The sequence below is a fragment of the Paenarthrobacter aurescens genome (assembly GCF_025421775.1).
GTDB classification, from domain to species: Bacteria; Actinomycetota; Actinomycetes; order Actinomycetales; family Micrococcaceae; genus Arthrobacter; species Arthrobacter aurescens_B.
This window is the reverse complement of sequence record NZ_JAOEFX010000001.1, coordinates 430583-454943: the sequence shown is the minus strand read 5'-3', so window position 1 is coordinate 454943 and position 24361 is coordinate 430583. Positions and strand designations below refer to the sequence as shown.

Here is a 24361-nt window from a genome sequence, read left to right as displayed (position 1 = left end):
AGGCCCATATCTCGACTTACTATCCCATCACGAAGGTGAAGGGGATCCAGCTGTAGTGCGAACCTGCCCTCAGGAGGACAATGCGGATCATGGCTGAAGAAAACATCAACGAGAAAGTGGTTCAACGGCTGATCGACTGCATCAACGATCGCCATATCGAAGTCATGGATGAGCTGTTCCACGACGACGCCGTCATGCATTGGCCGCAATCCGGGGAAGTGGTTCGCGGCGCAGAAAACCGACGGGGTATCTACAACGCCTTCCCGCAACTGCCCACCATCACTCCCCGGCGCATGCTCAGCGGCGGGAACCTGGTGGTGGCCGAGGCGCTGCTGGACTACGACGGTCCCACCTTTGAGACAGTCTTCATCTTCGAATTCCGCGACGGCAGGATTGCCAAGGAAACGGCCTACTGGAGCGAATCCTTCGAAGCCCCGGAGTGGCGCTCTCAATGGGTTGAAATCAGTGGCAGCTAATCCCGTTCGACAGCAGCTATCGCGCTGATCTCTACCAGCGCCCCTGGTACACCCAGCCCGGACACAAATGCAGCGGCCACCAGGGGCGGCTCGTCGGATGCGAGCTTGGCGGCGATCGCCCCGTATCCGGAGGCCAGGTCGGCGCCCTCGACGAAGAGCACATTCCACTGGACCACATCGTCAAGAGTCGCCCCTGCAGCTTCCAGTGCAGTCTGGGCATTGTCCAGTGCCCGCGCAGATTGAACGGCCGCGTCGCCTTCTCCAACCAGTGCGCCGCTGGCGTCAACAGCGTTTTGGCCTCCGACGTAAATGGTCGTGGCTCCGGGGGGAACGATCGCGACATGACTGAAAGCAGGGCTGGAGACCAGCCCATCGGGACGGATGCGTTGTATGGGTGCCATGACTGTATGGTCCCACTGACTTGCGACTGCCAACAGGGGAGGGATGGCTACTCGGCGGCAGGTCGCCGTCGTTGTTGCTTGGTTGCCGATCGCTGTTCTTTGGCTGCGCGGTGACGACGGGCTGAACCGCGGGTGGGCTTTGAAGCGCGGCGGACCGTCTCCGGGGCAAGTCCAGCCGTGACGAGCTGAGCGAGCTTTGTCATGGCGATCTCGCGATTGCGGAGTTGGGACCGTTCCTCTGAAGCCGTCACGGTGATCACGCCGTTGGCCAGCCGCCGTCCCAGTCGCTTGAGCAGCAGTTGCCGTTGCTCATCCGTCAGGACCGGGGAGTCGGCAATATTCCAGATCAGCTCCGCCCGGCTGTCCGTGGTGTTGACGTGCTGGCCCCCTGGCCCCGAAGAACGCGAAAACCGCCAGGCCAATTCCGATGCGGGAATCGTCAGTGAAGGGGAGATTTCCAAGTCCATGGGACAAGCGTCGCACGTCCCGGAGCGTCTTTCGGGATCTGGTTCCGGCGGCATCCTTGGACATGTTTTTAGAAATTAGGTAAGGCTAAGCTAATCTTTCATTTTGTGATTGAACTGAGTGAACTCTCCGGGCTTGAGGCATCTGACCTGGTCCTCCGCTACGGGGACAGGGATGTGGTGCATGGAGCGGGACTCCGCCTGGAGCCGGGGCGCATCGTTGCCCTGGTAGGTCCAAACGGAAGTGGCAAATCCACTCTGCTTCGCGCGCTGGCGCGCCTGCATGAGGCATCGTCCGGAAGCGTTACGGTCAAACCTGCTGAAGGTGAGGCTTCGGATGCGCTGATGATGAAGCGCAGCGACTTCGCGCGGCATGTGACGTTGCTCTCCCAGAGCCGTCCCGTTCCGCACGGCCTCAGTGTCCGCGACGTCGTCGAGTTCGGTCGCCATCCTTACCGCGGACGGTGGCGTGCCGCCGATCCTGAGGGTCCTGCCGCCGTCGACCGCGCCATGGCACTGACGGGCGTGGCCGAGCTTGCCGCCCGCGGCGTCCATGAACTGTCGGGCGGGCAACTGCAGCGCGTATGGCTGGCAAGCTGCCTGGCTCAAGACACTTCAGTGCTGCTCCTCGATGAACCCACCAACCACCTGGACCTTCGCTACAAGGTGGAGATCTTCGATCTGGTGTACGACCTCGCCCGCGTCCACGGAGTGGCAATTGGCGTTGTCCTGCACGACCTGGATGAGGCAGCCGCACTTGCAGACCATGTGGTGGTTTTGTCCGAAGGCCGCATAGCAGCCGCCGGTCCGGCCGATGAGGCGCTCGATGCCGCACTTTTGAGTGACGTCTATTCAATCCCCATCGTGACCCACACCGACCCCCTGACCGGCCGGCTGCGCACCCGCGCCGTCGGACGGCACAACAACAGCTAGACACCAGCGAACGTCAACCCCCCAACACGAAAGGGACCCCTGTGTCCATGAAGATCCACAAAGCCCTGGCTGCCACTGCTGCCTTGGCAGTCCTGCTCACCGGCTGCGGTACCACCGAAGGTCCCGCCAGCTCCGCGTCCAACAGCGCCGGCGCAGCTGAAGCCATCACCGTGACCGATGCCCGCGGCACCGAGGTTAAGCTCGACGGCCCAGCAAAGCGCGTGGTCGGCACCGAATGGAACGTGGTGGAGAACCTGACCACCCTCGGCGTCATGCCTGTGGGCGTCGCAGACGTCAAGGGCTACAGCGCTTGGGTTACCGCGGGAAAGCTGGACAGCACTCCCACCGACATCGGAACGCGCAACGAGCCCAGCTTCGACACCATTGCGTCCCTCGATCCTGACCTGATCGTTGCCACCACCGACCTCGCCGAGCCCGTCATCAAGCAACTCGAAGAGCTGGCACCCGTTGTTGTGGTCAAGTCCGCGGACGGCAGCCGCCAAATCGCGCAGGCCGAGGACAACCTGAAGCTCGTCGCCAAAGCAACCGGCACCGAAAAGAAGGCTGACGAGGCCATCGCAGCCTTCGACGCCGCCGTTGCCAAGGGCAAGGCAGACCTGGAAAAGGCCGGACTCGCCGGATCGCGGGTTGCCTTCGCCGACGGCTGGGTAGCTGACGGAAAGGTATCCATCCGCCCGTACACCAAGGGATCCCTGCTGGCCGACATCAACACCGAACTGGGACTCGTCAACCCCTGGACCGTCGAAGGCGACCCCGCATACGGTCTGGGCTCCACCGACGTCGAAGGCCTGACGGCCGTCAACGCCGACCACTTTGCCTACATCACCAACAGCGCCGATGGTGACTTCACCGAGCAGCTGACCGACAATGCCGTTTGGAAGTCGCTTCCGTTCGTGACCTCCGGCAATGTTCACCGCCTCGCCGACGGCATCTGGATGTTCGGTGGCCCTGCCTCGATGACCCAGTACGTCGACGCAATCGTCGCTTCCCTGACCAAGTAGTCCCACCGCATGACCGACACTGTGAAGAGGCCCGCCATGACCGTACCCACGGCCGTGGCGGGTGCTCCCGTACCGGCCACGCCGATAGGACAAGAGGCGCGCCGTCGTTCCGGACCTGTACTGGTGGCTGGAGCCGGAGTGGTCCTGCTTGCCCTTTTCTCGTTGATACATCTCACGCAAGGAACGGCCGACGTCGGACCGCTTCGGTTGCTGGGGTTGCTCACCGGAGGCGGAACAGACCAGGAAACCGCAGTGTTGGTCGCTTCGCGCGTACCGCGACTTTTCGCCGGCTTGTTGGTCGGCGTCGCGTTGGGGGTGGCCGGCGCAGCGTTGCAGTCGGCCACCCGCAACGTCCTTGCTTCCCCGGACACCTTGGCGGTCAACGCCGGAGCCCACTTTGCCATTGTGGCGGTAGCTGCTTTTGGCCTGACGCTGCCGGCACTTCTGTCCGGTGGCATTGCCTTCATTGGAGGCCTCGCAGCGGCAATTCTGGTGCTGGCGTTGTCCGGCGGGGGAGCGAACGGCAACGGCGGTCCCATCCGTCTGGTGCTTGCCGGCACAGCCTTGGCGTTGGGCCTGCACTCTGCAACCAGCGCACTCCTTCTTCTGTTCAGCCAGGAAACAACTGGCCTGTATGCCTGGGGCCAAGGCAGCCTCGCCCAGTCACGCACCGATGAACTGATCCAGTTCACGCCCGTGGTCCTCCTGGCCATCGCCGCGCTGTTCCTCCTCTCCCGCAGGCTGGACCTGCTGGGATTGGGCGACGACGCCTCCCGGCTGGCAGGTGCCGATCCGCGCCTCGCCCGGGTTGGCGCCGTCGTACTTGCCGTTGTCTTGTCCGCCGCAGCGGTGACGATCGCGGGTCCGATCGGTTTCGTGGGCCTCTGTGCTCCAGCGATCGTTCGCCTTCTGGCTTCCCGGCTCAGGGGCTTGGGGCGGCACCGTGCTTTGCTGCCCATCTCCGGCCTGGCAGGTGCTGTTGTGGTCATCGGGGCCGACGTCCTGGTTCGTGGGTTGTTCGGTGCCCAGGCAGGTGTGGAAGTACCAACCGGTGCTGTCACAACGGTCTTCGGTGCTGTTTTCCTGGTGATCCTGGCCATGCGGATGTCCGACGCAGGATTGAGCGTAGCCGGCGATGCCTTGGCGAAGCTTCGTTCCCACAGGTTCTTCCTCACCGTAGTGATTGGGCTCCTCGTCCTGCTCACTGGCTTGCTGGTCGCGGGAGCGTTGCTTGGCGATGCCAAACTCCTGCTCGGAGATCTGTTGAACTGGCTTACCGGCCAGTCAGGGAACCGGGTCAGCGCCGTGCTGGGTACGCGTATGCCACGCGTACTGGCTGCGGTCCTTGCCGGTGCTGCGCTGGCTATTGCCGGCGCCCTCATCCAAGCCGTATCCCGGAACTCGCTGGCCGAACCCGGCATTCTTGGAGTCTCCGGCGGTGGCGGCCTCGCGGCGATCATCGTCATTACCACCGTCCCCACCGCGGGTTCGTGGGTCATCACCGGCTCAGCGCTTGGGGGAGCCGCACTGTCCGCGCTGCTGGTCTTCGGGTTGGCCTTCCGGGGCGGACTTCAACAAAACAAGCTGGTGTTGATCGGTATCGGCATCTCCGCAGGACTGGCAGCCGCCATCACTGTTCTTCTGGTGACCACTGACCCGTTCAATCAGACCAAGGCCCTGACATGGCTCTCTGGCTCGACGTATGGCCGAAACTTTGCCTCCGTCCTCCCCCCGTTGCTGGCTCTTGTGCTGGCGCTACCGGTTTTGGCGGGCATGCGGCGGGATCTTGATCTGATCGCTGTGGATGACGATTCTCCCCGGGTGCTGGGCATCGGGTTGTCGGGATCCCGGTTGCTGCTTCTTTCCGTAGCGGTGCTTTTGACCGCTGGTGCCGTCTCTTCGGTAGGCGTCATTGCCTTTGTTGGGCTTGTAGCACCCCATGCCGCCCGGACGTTGGTGGGAGCACGCCACGCCAGGGTTCTGCCGGTTGCTGCTTTGCTAGGCGCGTGCACGGTGGTGTTCGCAGACCTGATAGGCAGGACGGTCATTGCTCCTGCACAGATCCCCGCCGGAATCATGACGGCCCTGGTTGGCGCGCCCTACTTCGTGTACCTGCTGTGGCGTTCGAGGGTCGACCGGTCCGCCTGAGCTCCGTGCCCGACATCTGCCGGGCACGGGCCTGAAGCGCATAGGATCGACTTCATGGCCGGTACCTTGGACGTTTTTGGCCCCATCCTGGAAATGATGACCTGGGTGGGGTTCGTCCCCGGCGTGCCGCTCCTGATCAGCGCCTGGATCATTGCCAGACGACGATGCCAGTGGGCTACCGCGGACGGAGAACAGTTCGCCGCCGGAGGATTCCTGGGGCTGCAATGGGTAGACCAGGACAACGAGGAGCAGAAAGTCCTGTTGGACGTCGCTGCCCGGGACGGGAGCATCGATTCGCGGTCCGTGGTGGTCCACTACGACCTCTGCCACCCCTCGCGGTGCTCGTTGCGGCCGCCGCGCCACGACAATACCGTGTTGATCCTGGGGTGGATCTTCACTGGTGTTGGGATACTGAGCACCCTCGGCGGATTCCTCCTTCTCATCCTCTAGCGACGGCCTCTTGAATGCCTCATCGCTCCGGGGCTAGCATTTCCGCGCACGGTCAACGCGCACGGCTAAACCGAGGAGACTGCTATGAGCGAGACGAATGCAACCCTGATGGTGGACCTGATTATTTCCTTGGACGGCTACGCTTCGGCCGAAGGATGGCCTGGTTGGTGGGGCCTGGAAGGACCGGAATACCTGGCTTGGCTCGACGAGGAGGGAAAGAAGGACTTCACTACCCTTATGGGCGCCAACACCTATCGCGTGATGGCCAGCATGTCCGAGGCAGCTTCAGAAGACAGCTCGGGGTTCTCGGAGGAAGAGGGCGCCAGCTTGTCCGGGTTGGCTGCCATGCCCAAGATCATCTTTTCCTCCACGTTGAAAGAGCCCCTCGCGTGGCCCAACTCGGAGCTGATTTCCGGGGACGCCGTTGAAGCCGTGCGGGAATTGAAGAGGACCAGATCCGGTGCCTTCAGCACGCTGGGCAGCATCAGCCTCTGCCGTTCCCTGCTGGCGGCCGGACTGGTGGACAGATATCGCTTGGTGATCTTTCCCGTGATCACCGGCAGGACCGGAAGCGAGCGGATCTATGACGGGTACCCGGACGTTTCCCTGGAGTTGGTGGACAGCCGAACGTTCGATGGCAGGTCGCAGTTACTGGAGTACATTCCTACTGTTTTGGACGGCCCGCCGCCAGCAAGGCAGGGCTGATCCCTGTGCGTCCAGTTCCTCAAACCAATCCGCAGGCTCCTGAATCCCCATCCCAGCTGGAAACCATAGTCCAGCAAGTGCATTTGCCTGCAGGGGTAGCAGGCCCCGTGGAAATGAGTTTCGACGTTCGCTGTTTCGTGCTGCCCATGCCCGACGGGATTGTCGTGATCGACACCGGCATGGGTGACAACACCACGGACATTGCCCAGGCGCTGGAGCGTCTGGGCGCGGGCTGGGGCGACGTTTCCGACGTCGTGATCACCCATGCCCACGCTGATCATGTGGGCGGCTTGAACGGTGTCCTTTCGAAAGCGACGACTGCGGTGGTGTGGGCGGGCGAAGCGGATGCCGGCGCTGTATCTTCCGAGTCGCAGGTCCGGCCTGCAGCCGATGGTGCTTCAGTCCGGGGTCTGCGCGTTATTCACACGCCGGGTCACACTCAAGGCCATATCAGCTTGCTGCATGAAGACGAAGGCTTGCTGTTCGTGGGCGATGCTGTGGGCACCATGAACGGAACCATGGTCCGGCCGCCGGCTCCCTTCACTGCTGACCCCGTGGAGGCGGAATTGTCGCTCCGGCATCTTGCCCGTGTTCGGCCCCACAGGATGCTGTTTTCGCATGGTGCAGAGATTCCGGACGCGAACAGCCGGCTACGCGAGCTACTTGAACAGCCCGCGCCCCAGCCGTAACCCCTGCGCCCCACCAATAACCCTGCGCAGGAGAAACGGCCACAGGTTACCTGCTGTATTGCTCCTGGTGGCCGGCATGTTCGAGCAGGGGTGCCAGGCACTCCGCGTAATACGTCATGGCTTCGGCGAAAGTGAGCAACTGTGGTCCGTCGGTAGCTGAACCTGCCGCGTCTTCCGGGGCGGCCGGGTCCATGCGGCAGAGAAGCGGTTCGCGGCTGACGCCGTTGGCGGTCAAGGCGGCAATTCCCCAATGGTGGCCGGGGTCGGCCACGGAGATTCCTGCCGCGTCGAAGGTATCGCGCAGAACGTACCGCGTGACGGTCCGCCACGACTGGAGAAACGGCGGCTGCAGCTGTTCGATGAGGTCTTCATCCCTGGCCCCGTAGGCCTGCAGGAGGCCAGTGGTAAGTCCGTCCCATTCCCTGGCGTCGCGGACCATGAGGTGGGCGGCCCGAATGCGGGCGATGGTTTCATTCAACGTCATGGCAGTCCCCAAACTTCCCGTCGCTTCGCTTGCCCCAACGAGGCAAGCCTGACCGCCGTCGGCATGTCACTATCAAGGAGAACGGACAGAACTCCAGCATGATTCCCGGAAAAGCGGGTGCTTGTGATTCCTGGCCTGCTACCGACATTCCTTGTCCGCCTAGTAAATCAGTAGGCTTACTAATAGGCTGGCTGCTTGGGGAACGTCCCCGGTGCAAAGAGAAACGAGGCGAAGCATGACTGAAGAGCAGGGAATCAACAAGGTTGTGGACATCATCAACGACTCCAGAATCGGCATGCTGACCACCATCAACGATGCGGGCGTTCTAGTCAGCCGGCCGCTGGCAGTTCAGGACGTTAAGGACGACGGCGATATGTGGTTCTTTACGGGACTGGGAACCTCGCAGGTTGCCCACGTCCGTCAGGACCCGCGGGTCAACGTTTCATTTGGCAAGAACACCGAGTGGGTCTCCGTCGCCGGAACTGCAGAGGTTGTCACGGACCGGCAGAAAATCCATGAGATGTGGAACCAGGTAGTGGAGGCATGGTTTCCCGATGGCCCGGACACTCCCGACGTGTGCTTGCTGCGCGTTGATTCGGAATCGGCCGAGTACTGGACCAGCCCGGGAGGAACAGCTGCGACCGTACTTCAATGGGTTAAGTCCAAGGTCACCCATTCCCGGTTCAGCGTGGGCGAAAGCGGCACAGTGGAACTATGACCCGCCATGGTTGATGCCAACCGGTTCCGGCTTCTCCTTGAAGAGGAGCGTGATCGCAAAAGTGAACTGTTGAAGGCGTTGCGAAGCGACATCAGTTCGGTGAGCCTCGCCAGGCAGGACTCCAATGTGGACGACGAACACGATCCCGAGGGCAGCACAATAGCGTTCGAGCTCTCCCAGGCGTCCGCACTCATGGACCAGAGCCGGGTTGGCCTGGATCAGATCAACGCAGCTCTCGAGCGGATAGCCGCGGGGACTTATGGCCGGTGTAAAATCTGCGCAATGCCAATTCCGGAGGGGCGGCTTGAAGCCCGGCCGTGGACGCCATTCTGCGTCGAGCATGCCTCGGGAAGGCTGAAATAGCTTGGGATGTCGCCTGTTTAGCTGGACATGCCTGGTGTAACAGGGACGAATTCGATGCCCTGCTGGACCTTCTTCCTGGGTCCCCGGTTAAAACCTTTGGCATCCAGATGATTCCCCGCACGGTAAGCCGCGAGCGCTTCGTCGTAGATCCCGTTGAGGCGTCGCCCAGTGAAGACTTCTTCGGTTCCATCGGCAAACGTTACGGTTACGGAAACGTTGGCGGGAAAATGCCTGCTCATCCGGATGAATCCTTGGGTATCTTGCTGTAGGGAGATCACGTGCAAACCGCGCTTTCATTAGTGGTTGGTCCCAGTCTTGCGTACTTGGGCTGCATCCGCAGCCGCGGGGCATTTACAACCTTTGGACGCAGGGCCACAATTGCGCCCATGTCGATCCTCAAGGTGCCGTCCGAAGCCGAGGCTACAGGCTTGACGGCCGAAATCTACGAAGCCGATACCCGTTCCATGGGCTATGTCCCCAGCCATACCAAAACAATGAGCCTCAACCCTGAAGCACACCAAATCTGGGAGTCCCTTACCCAGGCCATCAGTTCGTCATTAGGCCTCAGGCGCTACGAGCTGGTCACCCTCGCCGCCGCCCAAGCCATAGGTTCATCACACTGCCGGTTGGCTCACGGCAAGAAGTCCCTCACCATCTTCGACGAGTCCCAGCTGAGCGCCATCGCCCGCAATTATCGTGATGCCGGTTTGCCCCCTGAGGAAGTGGCCATGATGGACTACGCCGTGAAGCTCAGCACCGATGCGGCCGCCATGAACGACGACGATGCGCAGCGACTTCGCGACGCAGGGTTCAGCGACCGCGAAATAGCGGACATCACACTAGCGGCCGCAGCGCGGAACTACTTCAGTCGTGCGCTGCTGGCGCTGGCAGTGGAGCTCGACGTTCCTCCGGGAGTCAGCCCCGAACAGCAGGATTCGCTGCTGGCGCCATTGCCCGCCCAAGGTGACGAGCCGTCGTCGGGCTCTTTCCCTTGACCTTAAGCCGGCAGTTCACTGGCTGCCGGTGAACACGAGGCTCATGGCAGGGACTCCGTGTCGGGTTCGGTTTCGGCTGTGCTGGCCCGGTCGGCCGTGGCGTCCTGCTTCCGGCTGGCAAGCAGGAACGGCACTGCGATGAGCTCGATGACACCCGCAACGGCCAAGGATGCTGGATAGCCGTAGAGGTCAGCTCCCCGGCCCAGGAGCGGCTGGATGACCACGCCACCGCTGGAACCCATCAGCGAATCGAAACTCAGCACCGTGGCCCGCTGCTTTGATGGGATCATGTCGTTCACATACGCCTGCCGGACCGGAGTGGCTGCAGAACCCACTACGGCCCAGAGTGCCAGCAGAACCAGTGCCACCCAGAAGAGGTGAATAACTCCCAGGACCAGCAGGATCACGCCGCCAACCAATCCTGCAAGGATCAGTACCGACGTGCGCTTGTGGAACAGTTGCCGGGCGTGTGGGGCGAGCCAGCCTCCAAGGATTTGCGAGCCCGCGACGATTGCTGCGGCCAAGCCCGCGATGGAGTATGCCTTGGGGTCGCCGAACAGATCAAGCAGATAAGGCTGCAGCGCGTAGAAGACATAGATCCCGACGCCGGCACTGAAGGGGGCGGCCATCATGACATAGCGCACGGGCGGGTTTTTCAAACCGTTGTCGATCGAGGCGGTCAGCACTGTACGGACGGCACGGAGAGGACGCGGCGAACGCTCGGGAGTAAAGCCGACGTCGTGCATCAGCCCAAAGGCGACAGCAAACATGGCGAGCAATACCGCCACGCGCAGGAGGAATGGAACGCCAAGATTGGTGGCTTGGGCGATGACGCCACCGGCCACTGAGCCCACCAGCATTGCCACGCCCTGCACCATCTGACCGCGGCCAAGCACTGGCTCCAGTCCGCCCTGGTAGCCCGAGAAGCGCAAGGCATCAACCAGCCATGCCTCAACAGCCCCGGAGAAAAATGTGAAACCGAGGCCCAGGAGGACAGATACTGCGGCCCACATCCAGAACGGAGCGGAGATCTGCCACATCACGTAGTAAAGATATGTGGACACTGCAAGGGTCACCGTGCCCAGCAGGAACGACGTGCGCCGGCCCCAACCGTCGGCAATCACGCCCGTGGGAACCTCAAAAAGAACCATGCCGGCAGTGAAGAAAGCATTGGCGGCGAAAGCTTCCAGGTTGTTCAGGCCGGCATCCAGCAGGAATAGGGTGTTGATGCCCCAGATGAAGGACGCCGCAACGGTATTGCCCAGCGTCAGGGTGAGGTAGACGCGCTGGATCCTGCGGGCGGCGTCATTCAGCGTGTCGCCGCCCCCGGCGGTGCGAGGAGGGACCACAACTCATTGTCATCCCGATTCCCGCCCTTTGCCAGAGCGGCCCTTGCCAGGGCGGCCCGCCCCTTGCGGAAGCCGCCGAACGCACGGACGGGCATGCTCCCCGGTAGGGAAGCACGCCCGTCCACGGTTCCTGGATGCTGCTAGTGCCAGAGCCCCAGGGCGAACTCGGCGATCACGGTCGAGAGAAGGAAGGAGGCCGTGATGGCCACGAGGCCCACCGGAATGATCTTCCAGCCGATGTTCCGCAACAACGGAATGTCCTTGCCAAGAGAGAGACCGGCGAGGGTCAGCATCACCGTGGCGATTGAGAGGAAGTCCACGGTCTTGACTGCCTCGTTCAGGACGCCGGCCCCAAAGAACCAAGGGCTGGAAATGTATGCTCCGATGGTGGTGATGAACACGATCGCCGAGATTTTTTTGGTGATCTTTGCCAGGAGCAGGCTGACGAGGACCAGGGCCAACATGATGCCGTAGCCGGCAAGGATGGACAGGCTCAGGCCTTTGGCTGCCACCGCTGCCGTACCCACGCCCAACACCGTCAGCACGGACAGCGAAAGCCACAGCGGCAATGTCATGGCGGCGGAGGACTTGGCAACTTCCTCGCGGAAGCGTCGGTTCTCCTCGGCCTGGACTTCGTCCTGCTCCAGCTCTGCCGCAGTGCGCACCTGGGGGGCCGTGGAGGCATCCACTTTCTGCGCTTCCTTGTTGCGGGTGAGCACTTTGTAGAAGCGGTCAGCAACGGGCAGAGCGATGTAAATGCCCACGTACACGCCCAGGATGGTGGTGATGAGGTTGGACACGGCGGCCATGCCCAGAATGGCTTCCTGGTCCGCGGGGTACGCAGCGATGATGCTAGCGGCCGAAGCGGCCATCATGGAGCCCGAGCCCACGCCCGCGCCCATGGCCAGGGCCAGGGGATCGAAGATCTTCCAGTTGGCCACCAAGGAGGTCAGCAGTGTGATGAAGATGGCGCCGAAGAGCGTCCCGAAGACGTACATGGCAAGTACGCCGCGGTATTGGTCCGAATCGGGGCCGTACTTCTCCGAAACCATGGCAAAGGAAGGTTCACGGTCCAAGGAAAACGTGGCGCCGACGGTTGCCTTTCCCATGCGCAGAAGCACAGCGAGCGGAAGCGCCAGGACGATGGTTCCGAGCAAGTGGCCCACTTCCTGCAGGAGGAGTGCCGGGCCGGCCTTGATGAGGCTGGGCAGGCTTGGGCCGATATTGAAGGCCAGCCGGGCCACCAGGAGCAGGACCGCCACGCCCACGAGGGCCGCAGCCACACGCTGAAGGTCCAGGCCCAGCGGCTTGAACTTCTGGATCGAGACGAGTAGTCCAAGGATCAGTCCCCAAACCATCGGGAAAATGATGATGGCGCCAATGCCGAGGTCAATCTTGGCCTGGCCGATGAACTGAACCGCGAGGGCGATAACAAACGCCAGCGCGGCAATAGGAAGAGTAAGCCGGGTGCCGGCCTTGTCCGTCCGCGCGGTTTCGGTGCTGGTGCTCATGATGTTGCTTCCTGGGTCAGGGCTTCGCGGCGGTAGGCCGCCTGGACGAAGCGTTCTCTCTGCTGGGGATTGGTTGCGGCGCCCGCCACTGTCCAAGCCAGCGCTGTGGCTGCCTCGAACATCACGGCGTACGCCTGGGGAGTGTTTGCAAGGGCTGCGAAGCTGTGCGAATGGATGGGGACATTTGCTCCGGGAATGCTGAGCCAGGGATGAAGGGACGGAATCACCTGGGAGATGTTGCCCATGTCCGTGGAACCGCCACCCATGCCCGCTGCCGGCGAGGTGTCCTTGCCGAAGGCATCCATTGCTTCCGTCCAATGGCCGGCAAGTTCTGCGTCCTGGACCAGCGGTTCGTACAAAGGCTCCGCTGCCGTGATTTCCAAGGTGGTTCCCGTGGCAAGGGCCGCGCCTTCAAAGCAATGCTTCACGCGCTCCAGCAGCGCTTCATACTCCGGGAGCGTGAAGGCCCGGCATTCGAACGGCACCACGGCGTGATCCGGGATGATGTTGGTGACGTGGCCGGCCTCGGCCACGTAGCAGGCGACTCGGTGGTCGCCCGGTATCTGCTGCCTGAGCAAACCAATGGCCACTTGGCTCAGCACGGCCGCATCCCCGGCATTGACACCCATATGTGGGGCTGCCGCAGCGTGGGCAGCCTTGCCCGTAAAGACGGCCTCGTACCGGCCCACGGCCTGGGCTGTGGTTCCGGCAGGATTGTACGTAATGCCGTCCTGGACAGGATGAACCATCAACGCCAGGCCAACGCCGTCAAAGGCTCCACGCTCCAGCATCAATACCTTGCCGCCGCCATGCTCCTCCGCCGGTGTGCCGATGGCCTTCAAGGTAATGCCGAGCTCGTCCACGTAGGGGAGCAATGCCAAGGCTGCAGCCACTGAAGCCCCGGCGATGAGGTTGTGCCCGCATGCATGGCCCACCGATGGCAGGGCATCGTATTCCACACACAGAGCCACAACGAGGTCGCCTGTTCCGGCGGTGGCCGTGAAAGCCGTGGGAAGTTCGGCCGTTCCCTTGGTGACATCGAAGCCCCCCTCGGCCAACAACGAGGTGATGGCCTGAGCCGCCCGGACTTCCTCGAAGGAGATTTCGGGATGGGCGTGCAGGTCCTCCGAGAGGGCCTGCACCCTGGGCTTCCATGTGGCGACGCCTTCTTTCAGGGCTGGGCGCAAGGCATCCGCTGATGAGGTTTTGTTGGTGATTTCCATGATCATTCCTGCTAGTAGGACAGGGACGGGAAGGGGGATCCGGCTGCCCGCGTCGGCACCCATACCGCCTTGGTCTGTGTGTATTCGTCCAGGACGCCTGGACCGGAAGACCGGCCGTGTCCCGAATCTCCGAAACCACCGAAGGGGACGGCAACATGGATGGTCTTGTACGAGTTGATCCAGAACGTCCCGGCCTTCACTTCGCGGGCGATGTGGTGCGCGCGGGAAATGTCCGATGTCCACACGGCGCCGGCCAGGCCGAAGTTGGTGTTATTGGCCCGGGCGATGGCTTCGGCCTCCGTATCGAAGGCATCGGCGCCCACAACAGGACCAAAGACTTCGGTGGTTTCCAGTCGGTTTGCAGGGGTAACGCCGTCCAACAGCGTAGGCATGACCCAATGGCCGCCGGCCAAGGCTGACCCAGCCAAAGCCTCCGGCAGGGCCGCGCCGGTAACGCGGCGGCCGCCGTCGTTCATTCCGGCCTCAATCAGCGAGGTCACGGTGGCGAACTGGGGGGCCGTAATGATTGGCCCAACCTCGGTCTCGGTGTTGAGCGGGTCTCCGACCCGGAGCCGGGCAGCGCGGTCGGCTACCAGTTCTATGAACCGGGCGTGGACGCTGCGTTCCACGAGCAGGCGGGAGCCTGCTACGCAGGATTGGCCGGCTCCCGAGAAGATCGCAGAGATCGCGCCGTCGGCAGCCCGCTCCAGGTCTGCATCGGCGAAGACAATGTTGGCGCTCTTGCCACCCAACTCCAGGAGCGCTGGAATTCCGGCTTCCGCCGCAGCCATCGCAACACGGCGCCCTGTGGGCACTGAACCGATGAAACTGACTTTCCCAATGCGTTGATCCTTTGTGAGGGTTGACCCCACGGTCTGTCCCAGCCCGGTGGCGACATTGAAGACGCCGTCGGGAAGCCCTGCTTCGTGGGCAAGCTGGGCGAGCCGAACGGTGGTGGCGGGCGTGAATTCGCTCGGTTTGATGATCACGGCGTTGCCTGCCGCCAGGGGGGCTGCCGAGTTCCACCCGGCAGTGAACAGCGGTGCGTTCCAGGGCGTAATTGCGACGACCACGCCCCAAGGAACCCGTTCCGTGTACGTATGCCACGGACCGGGTACGGGTATGGTTTGGCCCGTCAGCTTGTCTGCCCAGCCCGAGTAATAGCCGAACATTTCAGCAACCTTTGCTGCTTCGACGCGGGCATCGCGGATGGGCTTGCCGGTGGTGGCCGATTCAAGAATCGCCAGTTCCTCAATGTGGGATTCAACCACCTTGCTGACGTTGCGAAGGATGGCAGCGCGCTCGAAGCCGTTCAACTTTCCCCAGGCCGCAGAGCCGCGGAGGGAACTCTCAAGAATGGCGTTGGCACCCTCTGCACCCGGATCGGCGTACCCTGCGAAGGGTGCGCCGGTGGCCGCGGAGGTGAGGGTAATGGTGCTCCCTGAGCCAGGGACTACCTTGCCGTCCATGAAGGCGCCCAGACCCAAAGGAAAGGCTGAGTCCAGGACTGTCCGGGCAGTCTCCGTGGAGGATTCCGTTGGGGCTGTGATGATGCTCAAAGTGTGTCCTTGTCTTCCGGGGCGTGCTTACGCAACGTGGGTATTGTTCGGGGCGCCGGCCGGAGTCACCGCTGGCGCCACGGTCCTGGCGATTTCGGTGAAGTCCGCGGCCGGTCCCAGGGCGGCCAGTGCGTCCTGCCACTGGCTGGCTGCCGCAGCCAGGAGTTCCGGCTGTTCGCCAATCTGACGGGCAACCTCGATGGCCAAGGCGGCGTCACGGGCCATCAAGCCCAAGGAGAAACCGGAATCGTGGGTGCCGGACAGGACCCAGTTGGGGTACATGGCCGCTGAGACCTTGCTGCCGCCAGAGGCATTGCTGATACTCGCCGCTGCAACAGCCGGGTCTATGCCATAAGCCTTCGCCACACCAAGGGCTTCCCCCACGGAGACCAGGTTCGCGGCGGCGAGCACGTTGTTCAGCAGTTTGACCACATTGCCGCTTCCGGGGCCGCCGATGTGGGCGTACTTGCCGCCCGTCAGTGCTTCCAGGACAGGCTGCCCAGCCGTCAACGCACCCTCGGTTGCTCCGACAAACGCGCTCAGGCTGCCGGTTGACGCGCCGTCCCGTCCGCCGGAAACCGGGGCGTCCAGAAAGGCCGCGCCGCTGGCTTCCGCCACGGCTGCCATGGATTTGCTGGTTCCGGGCTCGGAGGTTGTGGTGTCAACGATCGCGATGGTTCCGGGAGCTGAGAGGAGTACCGGAACTGTCGCCTCAACGATCTTGGCGGATGGCAGGGACAGGACGGCATACGGGGTTCCGGCCAGTTCCTTCACGTCGGCCGTTGTGGAAATGCCAGTCAGGGCCGCCGCATCACGTGCGGCTTCGGAAGGATCGAAGCCGGTGACGTCCCAGCCTGCGCGGTGCAGGGTGGAGGCCATTGCCCCTCCCATGGATCCAAGGCCTATGACGGCGACGCGACGATTGTTGCTCATGAGGTACTCCTTGATGGGGAAGTGTTGGGGCTTGGGTGGAAATGAGTTGCGACGTGGTCAGGCGGGCGTCAGTCCAGGTAGATGTCGAGGTCTTTCCAGAGCTGCTGGGTCCGTCGGATGGCAGCGCGGCTGCGTTCCGGATGGGCGGCTTCCATGCCGGCCAATAGTCCATAGACCATGGAGTTTGCGGCGGTGACTGACTGAAAGAAGGAGATGCCTTCCGAAGCGACAATCAGCAAGTGGTCCGCGGCTGCGGCGAGGCGCCCCCTGCGCATATCGCTGATAGCCACAACGGTTGCTCCTGATTGCTTGGCAGCCTCGGCAGTGACGATGATCTGCTGGACGGATCGCCACATGTTGACCACCACCAGGACATCGCCCGGGCCGAGGCTGTTGGCAGCGGACGCGAGGTGGACGCCGCCGCGGTTCTCCAGGGTGATGGGGTATCCCATGGTCGAACCCAGGTGGGCCATGACGCTTGCCGGCCCGGCGAAGGAACCGATACCGATGGTGGTGATGGACTTGGCTGATGCCAGGGCGGCGATGGCCGCCTCGACGTCCTCGGCGGTGTTGGAGTCGAGAGTCAACCGGAGATTCTCGATGTCGTGGTTCAGGGCGTCGTGGAGGGGGCTGCGGTGCTCACCATGTTCGATCAGTGTGTCTTCGGTGGAGATCATCACCAAGTAGCGGGAGCGGAGCTCGCGTTGCAGGTCCGGCCAGCCTCGGTAGCCGAGTCGTTGCGCGGTACGTACAACGGTGGAGTTGTTCACGTCCGACCGTTGGGCGATCTCTGCGATGTCGGCATAGGAGGAGAGCTGCGGATTGCGGGCGATGACTTCGACTACCCGTGCCTGCGACTTGGACAGGCGGACGTCCGGCAAGGCATCGCCCAGCCACGCATGATCCAGGGATTCCTTTGCCGCGGGGACGGTTTCCGCCGCGTCTTCGCTGATCTTCACTGGCTCTCCTTGTAACGCACATCACTCTGCAAACTGCATTGCAATAAAGATACTCTGCAATTTCGTTTGCTTCTAGTGTTTTGCGTTACAGGGATGTAAAACTTCGCGGGGGTATGGACGAAGCCCTGGAAAGCCCTCCAAAACGACAGCTGCCGGCGGGCCGCATGGCCCACCGGCAGCTACTTACAGCTCTATGCCCGAATGGTTCTACGCCTGAATGGTTCTACGCCTCAATGAGTCCAGCAGCCGGACGGGCCGCCAAGAGCGGGCTGAAGAACTCGCCAAGTTCCGCCGTCGCAGTCAAGGGCAGGACGTTGGCGACGTACTGGTCCGGCCGGACGACCACGACAACGCCGTCGCGGCTGAGGCCGCGCAGGTCGAAGATGTCGTTGGTGGGGTCGGTGCCGAACACCTTTTCCAGGTAGGTGAGTTTGAAGGGTCCAACCGTGGGTTTGAACGCCGCTGGAACGGCGTTGATGTCCACGTTGGTGTGGTCCTGCTGGTAGATCACCTTCACGTCGAACCAGGCGTCGCGGTCAGCGTCCGACGGCGTCGCGGCCAGCGGCGAATCCGGCGAGTTCGCGATCCACCCGGCAAAGTCGGCAACGGGGCCTTCAGCGCCTGCCGGCGCGGCGTCGGCGAAGACGTAGATGCGCCAGCGGCCATCGGCTTTGGCATGGTGCCCGAGGTGCATGGGGTTGGTGTCGCAAACCCTCTGGACGGGTGCGGATTTGAAGCGCTTACCCACGGGGAAGCCGGTGGCGAGCTCTTGGTGCCGCGCGCCGGCGATGATCAGGGAAGGGGTGTATTGGGTCATGAAGCCCGCGGGGAACTCGGCGGTGCTGGTGTAGAAGGTTTCCAGTTCTGCGGGGTCTTCGAATTCCTCAGGTTTCTTGGCCATCAGCGTTGACCACTGCTTGTCGAAGTCGATGAGGTTCTTCGCCACAACCTGCCTTTCGGCCGAGTACGTGTCGAGCAAGGACTCGGGGCTGCGGCCTTCAAGGACGTGTCCCAGCTTCCAACCGATATTGAAACCGTCCTGCATCGAAACGTTCATGCCCTGGCCAGCCTTCGCGCTGTGGGTGTGGCACGCGTCCCCGGTAATGAACACCCGTGGCGTGCGCGTCCCGCGCTCCTCCGGCAGGACGTCGTCGAACCTGTCCGTGAGCCGGTGACCCACCTCGTAAACGCTGTGCCACGCAACATTGCGTACGTCCAACGTGTACGGGTGGAGGATGTCATTGGCCTTCTGGATGATCTGTTCGATCGTGGTTTTCCGTACCGCGCCCTTGTCATCGGGGTGAACTTCGCCAAGGTCCACGTACATGCGGAACAGGTGCCCGCCTTCGCGGGGGATCAACAGGATGCTGCCTCCGGTTCCGGACTGGATGGCGCATTTGGTGCGAATGTCCGGGAAATCGGTGACGGCCAGGACGTCCATGACCCCCCAGGCGTGGTTGGCCTGGTCGCCCGCGAGGTGGCAGCCGATCGATTCGCGGACCTTGCTGCGCGCGCCATCGGCGCCAACCACATACTTGGCGTGGATGACACGTTGCCGGCCTTCATTGGGCCCGGACGTGTGACCGAGAGTGACCGCCACCGGATATTCGCCTTCGCCGGTGTGCTGGAGGCCAAGGAATTCGTAACCGTAGTCCGGTGTCATTCGCGTGGGGGAGTTGGCCATGAACTCGGCGAAATAGTCCAGGACGCGGGCCTGGTTCACGATCAGGTGGGGGAACTCGCTGATCCCCGCAGGGTCATCCACTGCGCGGGCGGCCCGGACAATGCGGGAGTGGTCTGCGGGGTCCGGCTTCCAGAAGGCCATCTCGGTGATGCGGTACGCCTCCGCGATGATGCGCTCAGCAAAGCCAAAGGCCTGGAATGTCTCGACGCTGCGGGCTTGGATGCCGTCGGCCTGACCAATGGCGAGCCTGCCGGGGCGCCGCTCAACGATCCTCGTGGTGACGCCCGGGAACTGGGCAAGCTGCGCTGCGGTCAGCATGCCGGCGGGGCCACTGCCCACGATGAGGACGTCAACCTCGTCCGGGAGTTCGGCTGGTCTGTTGATCCCGACGCCGGCGGCCGGTTCGACTCGCGGGTCACCGGATACGTAACCGTGATGATGGAACTGCACGGGCTTTCCTCACTTCTTTGTGGGCTGTCATTCGCCAAGTTGTTCGATAATAGAACACCATGTTCTATTATCGCTCAGTCAATCGTAATGCGGCTCACAGTGGTGATCAAGTCCTCAACCGGTTCGTCCTGAATACGTCCCGGTTGCTTCGGAAAGGACCACTGTCATGTCAGGATCAGGTATGCCTCGCCTGATGCTCCTGGACACAGCCTCGTTGTATTTCCGAGCCTTCTACGGCGTTCCGGATTCCATCCGCCGCCCTGATGGCACGCCGGTCAACGCCGTTCGCGGCCTGATGGACATGATCGCGCGTCTCACCACCGAGTACGAGGCCACGCACCTCGTCGCGTGTTGGGACAACGATTGGCGGCCACAATGGCGGGTAGATCTGATCCCCAGCTACAAGTCGCACAGAGTGGCCGAGATCGTTCAGGACGGACCCGACGTCGAGGTTGTTCCTGATCCGCTGGAAGCCCAGATCCCCATGATCCGCCGCGTGCTGGACCTCGCCGGGATAGCTGTGGTGGGCGTCGACGAGCACGAAGCCGACGACGTCGTGGGTACGTACGCGAGTCAGGCACAGCTCCCCACGGACGTGGTCACCGGTGACCGGGACCTCTTCCAACTCGTCGATGACCAACGAGCAGTCCGGGTCATCTACACCGCCCGCGGTATGAAAAATCTCGAAGTCGTCACCGATGTGGTCGTTGTAGGGAAATACCGTGTGCTGCCCCAGCAGTACGCCGACTTTGCGACTCTCCGGGGCGACGCCTCGGACGGGCTACCGGGCGTGGCTGGGATCGGCGAGAAAACCGCGGCGTCCTTGCTGGGTCAGCACGGCTCGTTGGATGGCCTGCTTGAGGCGGCCAAGGATCCCGATGGTGGGATATCGGCTTCCATCCAGGCCAAACTCTCAGCCGCGGCCGACTACCTGAAGGTGGCGCCCGCCGTCGTCGAGGTGGTGCGGGACCTTAAAGTGCCCACTCTGGAAGAAGCGGGTGCTGAACTTCGCCCCGTCACCGGCGCGGCGCGGGCAGAGCTTGAGCAGTTGGCCTCGGATTGGAACCTGGGCGGTTCTGTCAAACGTTTGTTGGACGCCTTGGACCGGGCCGTCTGAACTTCGGGGCCGGCTGAACTTCAAGGCCAGCTGGGACGCTCACAGGCTCCGCTTTGCTTTCACAGCCGAATGACAGGTTCGGAACAGCGTGGGCTGTGGTTGGCCTCTCATCGTGTTAAGAGGACGGCACATTGGCCCGTCCCTCAGACACCAGCCGTATCAACGGCTAATTGAGGAGAGGTACATGTCGAAGACCAAGAGAATCACGCTGGGCGTAGCAGCCGGGGCCCTGGCCTTGGGTGCAGGACTCGGTGCCACCAGCATTGCAACTGCCGCCACCACACCGACGCCGAGTGCCACGTCCTCTGCGGACTCGGCCACTCCGGACACGGCCACTCCACCGGACCGGGGTGGAAGGCCCGGTGCCCACGGACACGGGCCTGGGGGTGGCCAGATCGCCGCGGAGTTGGCCACCAAGTTGGGTGTTGACGAGGCAAAGGTGACCGAAGCCTTGAAGGCATTCCGTGAGGCCAACAAACCAACCACACCACCCACCGAAGGAATGGAAGGCAGCAAGCCGGACCGTACGGCGCAGGACGCCGCACTGGCCAAGTCGCTGGCTGAAGCTTTGGGCGTCGACGAAGCCAAAGTCACCTCGGCCTTGGAAGAAATCCGCGCCACGGCCCAGGAGGAACGTGCCGCTGCGCTGAAGACCAAACTCGACAAGGCGGTCACGGACGGCAAGCTCACACAAGCGGAAGCCGACGCCGTGACCAAGGCTGTTGAAGCCGGGGTCATCGGAGGGGGCGGCCGGTAACGGCACCCCTGCAAAACCATTCCAAGGAGCAGGAGGATCCCCTGGGTGCGCCCGGGGGATCCTTCTACTCTGCGATCAGGCCATGGGCCTGGACGATTTGTCCGGCAGCCAGGGCGGCCCGTACCAGGAGAAGTCCTTCCGGTGATGGTGGAGTCCTTACCATGGGGTATGGGTAGGTTTGGATTGTCATGCAACGATGCAGGTGCATGGCTATGACTGTTCTTCCCCTCCAATATGACCGCTTGGTCCTGCTCTTTAATCCGGCAAGCAGCCATGGTTCAGGGGACGCAGCCGCCCAACTGCGTGAAGAACTGCACCAACGACTGCCGGGGATGCCAGTCACAGCGCTCAGGACTGAGTACCCGGGCCACGGCAGAACCCTGGCCTCCGGGGCGGCCTCCGTGGGTACGCCTTTGATCGTGTCCGTGAGCGGCGATGGCGGTTACAACGACGTCGTTAACGGGGTCATGGACGCCGGCGGAACTGCCGTGTGCGCGGTTCTTCCTAGGGGAAACGCCAACGACCACTCCAGAAGCACACGCCGGGAACCCCTGATCGACGCGATCATCGCTGGTCAGGTCCGGCGGATCGACCTACTGAGGTTGAGCGTCGAGGACGGCCCGGAGTCGTGGTCACGCTACGCCCACTCCTACGTGGGATTCGGCCTGACACCGGCCATGGCAATCGGCATTGAACAAGGCACCAAAGGAACTTTCAGCGAACTGGTCTCGGTTGCCCGCACCTTCTCGGGGCTCGTGCCCTTCGAACTTTCCCGACCCGACGGGGCACGTGCCAGGTTCGACAGCTTGATCCTGGCCAACATCCCCGGCATTGCCAAGTACGGCCGCATCAGCGAAACGGGCGAACCCAACGACGGCAAGTTTGAGGTCATCGGATTGCCGCATGCCAAACGGTGGCGCATAGCCCTTATGGCACTGCGGGCTGTGACAGTGGGACTTGGCGCTCAGCAGAGTGTGGGGCGTTATGCCTTCACCACCGTAGATCCCGTTCCTCTCCAGATCGACGGCGAGGTGGTGAACTTAGGTTCGCGGGCACACATCGAGGTCGAATCAGTCCATCAGGCGCTTGCCACCATTGGGTAAAAAATTGTTTGGCACCGTGTCGATTATTGCTCGCGCTGTTCGACCTATGGATGAGAAAGTCGAAGGGCGGCTTTCCACGACACAGGAGATTGAGTGAAATGGCGAAATACATGCTGATCATGCGGGCAGACGACGCTTCCTACGCCAAGTTCGAGAACATCGACTTCAACGAAATCCTCGACGCCATGGGCAAATTCAACGACGAACTGATTCGGGCAGGAGTCCTCTTGGCCGCTGAAGGCCTCGACGACGCGAAGGATGGCGTCGTGGTGGACTTCACCGGTGACACCCCGGTCGTCACGGACGGACCTTACGGCGAGACTAAGGAACTGTTCGGCGGTTTCTACATCCTGGACGTCGCATCCCAGCAGGAAGCAATCGAATGGGCCAAGCGGGCCCCCATGACCGAAGGTACGAAGACCGAAATCCGACGCGTCGCCAGCATTGATGAATTCCCGCAGGACAACGAATGGATCCAGAAGGAACGCGCATGGCGCGAGCAGACCGGCCAGCTCTGAGGTCCGCCAACGGAAACTCCGGTCAACAGCCACTGGCGTGAGCAGCAATGAGGCAAGGGACGCCGTCGAAGCGGTGTGGCGCAGTGAATCCGCCCGCATCGTCGGCGCCCTTGCCCGCTACACCGGCGACTTCACCCTGGCAGAGGACCTGGCGCAGGAAGCCCTCGCAGAGGCACTCGTGTCCTGGTCTGTCAGCGGCGTCCCTACGGAGCCGGCGGGTTGGCTCCTGACTGCCGGGCGGCGTCGGGCGATCGATTCATTCCGGCGGCGTGCCGTACGCGACGAAAAGTACGCCCTGCTGGCCCGCGATCTGTCCGAGGAAGAACCGGGTGTGGACACCTTGTTTAGTCCAGACTCGATCAACGACGACGTTCTGGCACTGATGTTCATTTCCTGCCATCCGGTGTTGTCCAAGGAAGCACGGATCGCCTTGACGCTAAGGGTTGTGGGCGGCATGGGTACGGAGGAGATCGCCAAGGCTTTTTTGGTCCCCGTTCCAACCATCCAGGCCCGCATCACGCGTGCCAAGAAGACTCTGGCAGCGGCCCGCATTCCGTTTGCCGTGCCGGACCCACAGGAAATCCCGGCGCGGCTCGGTTCCGTTTTGCAGGTGGTCTACCTGATTTTCACGGAGGGATCCTTCGCTTCCGCGGGTGACTCGTGGATGCGCCTGGAACTTGCCAATGAGGCACGCCGGCTCGCCCGTGTGCTGGTCCGGCTGACACCGGAGCCCGAAGTGTTCAGCCTCTTGGCGCTGATGGAACTCACGGCCGCCCGCTTTCCTGCCAGGCTCGACGCTAATGGACGGCCAGTCCTCCTGGAAGACCAGGATCGACGGCGGTGGGACAAGTCCGCCATACGCCGGGGCAGGGCGGCACTATCGACGGCGGTGGCCGCCGGCCGCGGTCTCGGCGCCTATGGATTGCAGGCCTCCATTGCGGAATGCCATGCGGTGGCGCGGGCGGCGGCTGAGACTGATTGGCAATGGATAGTGATCCTTTACGAGGCCTTGGGACGGTTGACTCCATCGCCCGTCATTGAACTGAATCGTGCTGTAGCTGTGGCGATGGTGTCGGGTCCGTTGGCCGGATTGCAGCTGGTGGATAGCTTGGCGAGCCGTGGTGAGTTGAGAGGCTCCCATCTGCTGCCGACAGTACGAGGTGAACTCCTTACCAGGTTGGGTCGTCACACGGAGGCCAAGGAAGCCCTGCTGGAAGCACTTGACCTGTGCTCGAACGCCGCCGAACGGATTGCGCTGGAGCGGAAGATCGCTGAGCTCGCAGACGAATAGTCCGAGGTCAGTGTCTGAGGCGCCGTGATCTGAGGCGCCGTCATCTGAGGCGCCGTGAT

At 62.6% G+C, this 24361-nt stretch carries 26 protein-coding genes; 15 read left to right on the top strand and 11 right to left on the bottom strand.

The genetic code is table 11. From position 1 onward, the window contains the following. Positions 1 to 89: 89 nt before the first annotated feature. Positions 90 to 476 (top strand): nuclear transport factor 2 family protein, encoded by a 387-nt coding sequence (locus N7568_RS02150; protein WP_261608263.1) that lies wholly within the window; start codon positions 90 to 92, stop codon positions 474 to 476. Here the strand turns inward: N7568_RS02150 and N7568_RS02145 are convergent. Together N7568_RS02145 and arfB are read right to left on the bottom strand one after the other, a co-directional pair. After that, entirely contained in the window at positions 473 to 877 is a 405-nt protein-coding gene (locus tag N7568_RS02145; RefSeq protein WP_261608262.1) for a RidA family protein, read from the bottom strand. The two genes, N7568_RS02150 and N7568_RS02145, sit on opposite strands and share 4 nt — an antisense overlap. A 47-nt stretch (positions 878 to 924) precedes the next feature. Continuing rightward, on the bottom strand, positions 925 to 1344 hold the full coding sequence (gene arfB, locus N7568_RS02140; RefSeq protein ID WP_261608261.1) for an alternative ribosome rescue aminoacyl-tRNA hydrolase ArfB: 420 nt from the start codon (positions 1342 to 1344) through the stop codon (positions 925 to 927). A gap of 105 nt (positions 1345 to 1449) precedes the next feature. On the opposite strand from arfB, the gene N7568_RS02135 reads away from it, so the two are divergent. From N7568_RS02135 to N7568_RS02110, 6 genes are all read left to right on the top strand, one after another. Beyond that, on the top strand, positions 1450 to 2274 hold the full coding sequence (locus N7568_RS02135) for an ABC transporter ATP-binding protein (protein ID WP_368736502.1): 825 nt from the start codon (positions 1450 to 1452) through the stop codon (positions 2272 to 2274). Positions 2275 to 2315: 41 nt separating this feature from the next. Next, positions 2316 to 3296: an ABC transporter substrate-binding protein gene (locus tag N7568_RS02130; protein ID WP_368736501.1), complete on the top strand. Its 981-nt coding sequence runs from the start codon at positions 2316 to 2318 to the stop codon at positions 3294 to 3296. A 9-nt stretch (positions 3297 to 3305) separates the two neighbouring features. Next, the gene (locus N7568_RS02125) at positions 3306 to 5444 is read left to right on the top strand and encodes an iron ABC transporter permease (RefSeq protein WP_261608259.1); all 2139 of its coding nucleotides are present in this window, start codon (positions 3306 to 3308) and stop codon (positions 5442 to 5444) included. A 54-nt stretch (positions 5445 to 5498) separates the two neighbouring features. Next, entirely contained in the window at positions 5499 to 5894 is a 396-nt protein-coding gene (locus N7568_RS02120) for a hypothetical protein (RefSeq protein ID WP_261608258.1), read from the top strand. Between the two features lie 84 nt (positions 5895 to 5978). Continuing rightward, positions 5979 to 6599 (top strand): dihydrofolate reductase family protein, encoded by a 621-nt coding sequence (locus N7568_RS02115; RefSeq protein WP_261608257.1) that lies wholly within the window; start codon positions 5979 to 5981, stop codon positions 6597 to 6599. A 113-nt stretch (positions 6600 to 6712) separates the two neighbouring features. Beyond that, on the top strand, positions 6713 to 7288 hold the full coding sequence (locus N7568_RS02110) for an MBL fold metallo-hydrolase (RefSeq protein ID WP_261608256.1): 576 nt from the start codon (positions 6713 to 6715) through the stop codon (positions 7286 to 7288). 46 nt (positions 7289 to 7334) lie between these two features. Here N7568_RS02110 and N7568_RS02105 read toward each other — a convergent pair whose 3' ends face one another. Beyond that, positions 7335 to 7772 (bottom strand): hypothetical protein, encoded by a 438-nt coding sequence (locus N7568_RS02105; protein ID WP_261608255.1) that lies wholly within the window; start codon positions 7770 to 7772, stop codon positions 7335 to 7337. Positions 7773 to 8007: 235 nt separating this feature from the next. On the opposite strand from N7568_RS02105, the gene N7568_RS02100 reads away from it, so the two are divergent. Continuing rightward, positions 8008 to 8490 carry a pyridoxamine 5'-phosphate oxidase family protein gene (locus N7568_RS02100; protein WP_261608254.1) on the top strand — a complete coding sequence of 161 codons (483 nt, stop codon included), beginning with the start codon at positions 8008 to 8010 and terminating at the stop codon, positions 8488 to 8490. Positions 8491 to 8496: 6 nt separating this feature from the next. Beyond that, complete coding sequence (locus tag N7568_RS02095; protein WP_261608253.1) at positions 8497 to 8853, top strand: TraR/DksA family transcriptional regulator; 357 nt, start codon at positions 8497 to 8499, stop codon at positions 8851 to 8853. A 17-nt stretch (positions 8854 to 8870) separates the two neighbouring features. On the opposite strand, the gene N7568_RS02090 is transcribed toward N7568_RS02095, so the two are convergent. Further along, the gene (locus tag N7568_RS02090) at positions 8871 to 9131 is read right to left on the bottom strand and encodes a hypothetical protein (RefSeq protein WP_261608252.1); all 261 of its coding nucleotides are present in this window, start codon (positions 9129 to 9131) and stop codon (positions 8871 to 8873) included. A gap of 108 nt (positions 9132 to 9239) precedes the next feature. Between N7568_RS02090 and N7568_RS02085 the strand changes: the two genes are divergently transcribed. Then, positions 9240 to 9848 carry a peroxidase-related enzyme gene (locus N7568_RS02085; RefSeq protein WP_261608251.1) on the top strand — a complete coding sequence of 203 codons (609 nt, stop codon included), beginning with the start codon at positions 9240 to 9242 and terminating at the stop codon, positions 9846 to 9848. Positions 9849 to 9889: 41 nt separating this feature from the next. Here N7568_RS02085 and N7568_RS02080 read toward each other — a convergent pair whose 3' ends face one another. The 7 genes from N7568_RS02080 to N7568_RS02050 form a co-directional block, all read right to left on the bottom strand. After that, positions 9890 to 11197, bottom strand: coding sequence for an MFS transporter (locus tag N7568_RS02080; RefSeq protein ID WP_261608250.1), 1308 nt, complete (start codon positions 11195 to 11197; stop codon positions 9890 to 9892). 140 nt (positions 11198 to 11337) lie between these two features. Then, positions 11338 to 12708, bottom strand: a complete 1371-nt coding sequence (locus N7568_RS02075; protein WP_261608249.1) for a DUF3100 domain-containing protein — start codon at positions 12706 to 12708, stop codon at positions 11338 to 11340. Next, positions 12705 to 13931: an amidohydrolase gene (locus N7568_RS02070; protein ID WP_261608248.1), complete on the bottom strand. Its 1227-nt coding sequence runs from the start codon at positions 13929 to 13931 to the stop codon at positions 12705 to 12707. Before N7568_RS02070 ends, N7568_RS02075 begins: the two co-directional genes overlap by 4 nt. 11 nt (positions 13932 to 13942) lie before the next feature. Beyond that, positions 13943 to 15490, bottom strand: a complete 1548-nt coding sequence (locus N7568_RS02065; protein WP_261608247.1) for an aldehyde dehydrogenase family protein — start codon at positions 15488 to 15490, stop codon at positions 13943 to 13945. A 27-nt stretch (positions 15491 to 15517) separates the two neighbouring features. Continuing rightward, positions 15518 to 16423, bottom strand: coding sequence for an NAD(P)-dependent oxidoreductase (locus tag N7568_RS02060; protein ID WP_261608246.1), 906 nt, complete (start codon positions 16421 to 16423; stop codon positions 15518 to 15520). 68 nt (positions 16424 to 16491) lie between these two features. Then, the gene (locus N7568_RS02055; protein WP_439898954.1) at positions 16492 to 17376 is read right to left on the bottom strand and encodes a MurR/RpiR family transcriptional regulator; all 885 of its coding nucleotides are present in this window, start codon (positions 17374 to 17376) and stop codon (positions 16492 to 16494) included. Positions 17377 to 17605: 229 nt separating this feature from the next. Next, a complete protein-coding gene (locus N7568_RS02050; RefSeq protein ID WP_261608244.1) occupies positions 17606 to 19516 on the bottom strand; it encodes an FAD-binding monooxygenase in 1911 nt (636 codons plus the stop codon). Positions 19517 to 19682: 166 nt separating this feature from the next. Between N7568_RS02050 and N7568_RS02045 the strand changes: the two genes are divergently transcribed. The 5 genes from N7568_RS02045 (at position 19683) to N7568_RS02025 (ending at position 24302) form a co-directional block, all read left to right on the top strand. After that, on the top strand, positions 19683 to 20633 hold the full coding sequence (locus tag N7568_RS02045) for a 5'-3' exonuclease (protein ID WP_261608243.1): 951 nt from the start codon (positions 19683 to 19685) through the stop codon (positions 20631 to 20633). A gap of 184 nt (positions 20634 to 20817) precedes the next feature. Next, positions 20818 to 21390: a Clp protease N-terminal domain-containing protein gene (locus N7568_RS02040; protein ID WP_261608242.1), complete on the top strand. Its 573-nt coding sequence runs from the start codon at positions 20818 to 20820 to the stop codon at positions 21388 to 21390. A gap of 212 nt (positions 21391 to 21602) precedes the next feature. Beyond that, a complete protein-coding gene (locus N7568_RS02035) occupies positions 21603 to 22493 on the top strand; it encodes a diacylglycerol/lipid kinase family protein (protein ID WP_261608241.1) in 891 nt (296 codons plus the stop codon). Between the two features lie 98 nt (positions 22494 to 22591). After that, positions 22592 to 23011, top strand: a complete 420-nt coding sequence (locus N7568_RS02030) for a YciI family protein (protein WP_261608240.1) — start codon at positions 22592 to 22594, stop codon at positions 23009 to 23011. 37 nt (positions 23012 to 23048) lie between these two features. Continuing rightward, on the top strand, positions 23049 to 24302 hold the full coding sequence (locus N7568_RS02025) for an RNA polymerase sigma factor (protein ID WP_261608239.1): 1254 nt from the start codon (positions 23049 to 23051) through the stop codon (positions 24300 to 24302). The last annotated feature ends 59 nt before the right edge of the window (positions 24303 to 24361 follow it).

Coding starts and splice junctions, on each gene's coding strand:
- N7568_RS02100 (WP_261608254.1), top strand. CDS start 8,008: ATGACTGAAGAGCAGGGAATCAACAAGGTTGTGGACATCATCAACGAC.
- N7568_RS02115 (WP_261608257.1), top strand. CDS start 5,979: ATGAGCGAGACGAATGCAACCCTGATGGTGGACCTGATTATTTCCTTG.
- N7568_RS02075 (WP_261608249.1), bottom strand. CDS start 12,708: ATGAGCACCAGCACCGAAACCGCGCGGACGGACAAGGCCGGCACCCGG.
- N7568_RS02060 (WP_261608246.1), bottom strand. CDS start 16,423: ATGAGCAACAATCGTCGCGTCGCCGTCATAGGCCTTGGATCCATGGGA.
- N7568_RS02095 (WP_261608253.1), top strand. CDS start 8,497: ATGGTTGATGCCAACCGGTTCCGGCTTCTCCTTGAAGAGGAGCGTGAT.
- N7568_RS02070 (WP_261608248.1), bottom strand. CDS start 13,931: ATGGAAATCACCAACAAAACCTCATCAGCGGATGCCTTGCGCCCAGCC.
- N7568_RS02110 (WP_261608256.1), top strand. CDS start 6,713: ATGAGTTTCGACGTTCGCTGTTTCGTGCTGCCCATGCCCGACGGGATT.
- N7568_RS02040 (WP_261608242.1), top strand. CDS start 20,818: ATGTCGAAGACCAAGAGAATCACGCTGGGCGTAGCAGCCGGGGCCCTG.
- N7568_RS02145 (WP_261608262.1), bottom strand. CDS start 877: ATGGCACCCATACAACGCATCCGTCCCGATGGGCTGGTCTCCAGCCCT.
- N7568_RS02105 (WP_261608255.1), bottom strand. CDS start 7,772: ATGACGTTGAATGAAACCATCGCCCGCATTCGGGCCGCCCACCTCATG.
- N7568_RS02125 (WP_261608259.1), top strand. CDS start 3,306: ATGACCGACACTGTGAAGAGGCCCGCCATGACCGTACCCACGGCCGTG.
- N7568_RS02030 (WP_261608240.1), top strand. CDS start 22,592: ATGGCGAAATACATGCTGATCATGCGGGCAGACGACGCTTCCTACGCC.
- N7568_RS02035 (WP_261608241.1), top strand. CDS start 21,603: ATGACTGTTCTTCCCCTCCAATATGACCGCTTGGTCCTGCTCTTTAAT.
- N7568_RS02085 (WP_261608251.1), top strand. CDS start 9,240: ATGTCGATCCTCAAGGTGCCGTCCGAAGCCGAGGCTACAGGCTTGACG.
- N7568_RS02120 (WP_261608258.1), top strand. CDS start 5,499: ATGGCCGGTACCTTGGACGTTTTTGGCCCCATCCTGGAAATGATGACC.
- N7568_RS02045 (WP_261608243.1), top strand. CDS start 19,683: ATGTCAGGATCAGGTATGCCTCGCCTGATGCTCCTGGACACAGCCTCG.
- arfB (WP_261608261.1), bottom strand. CDS start 1,344: ATGGACTTGGAAATCTCCCCTTCACTGACGATTCCCGCATCGGAATTG.
- N7568_RS02150 (WP_261608263.1), top strand. CDS start 90: ATGGCTGAAGAAAACATCAACGAGAAAGTGGTTCAACGGCTGATCGAC.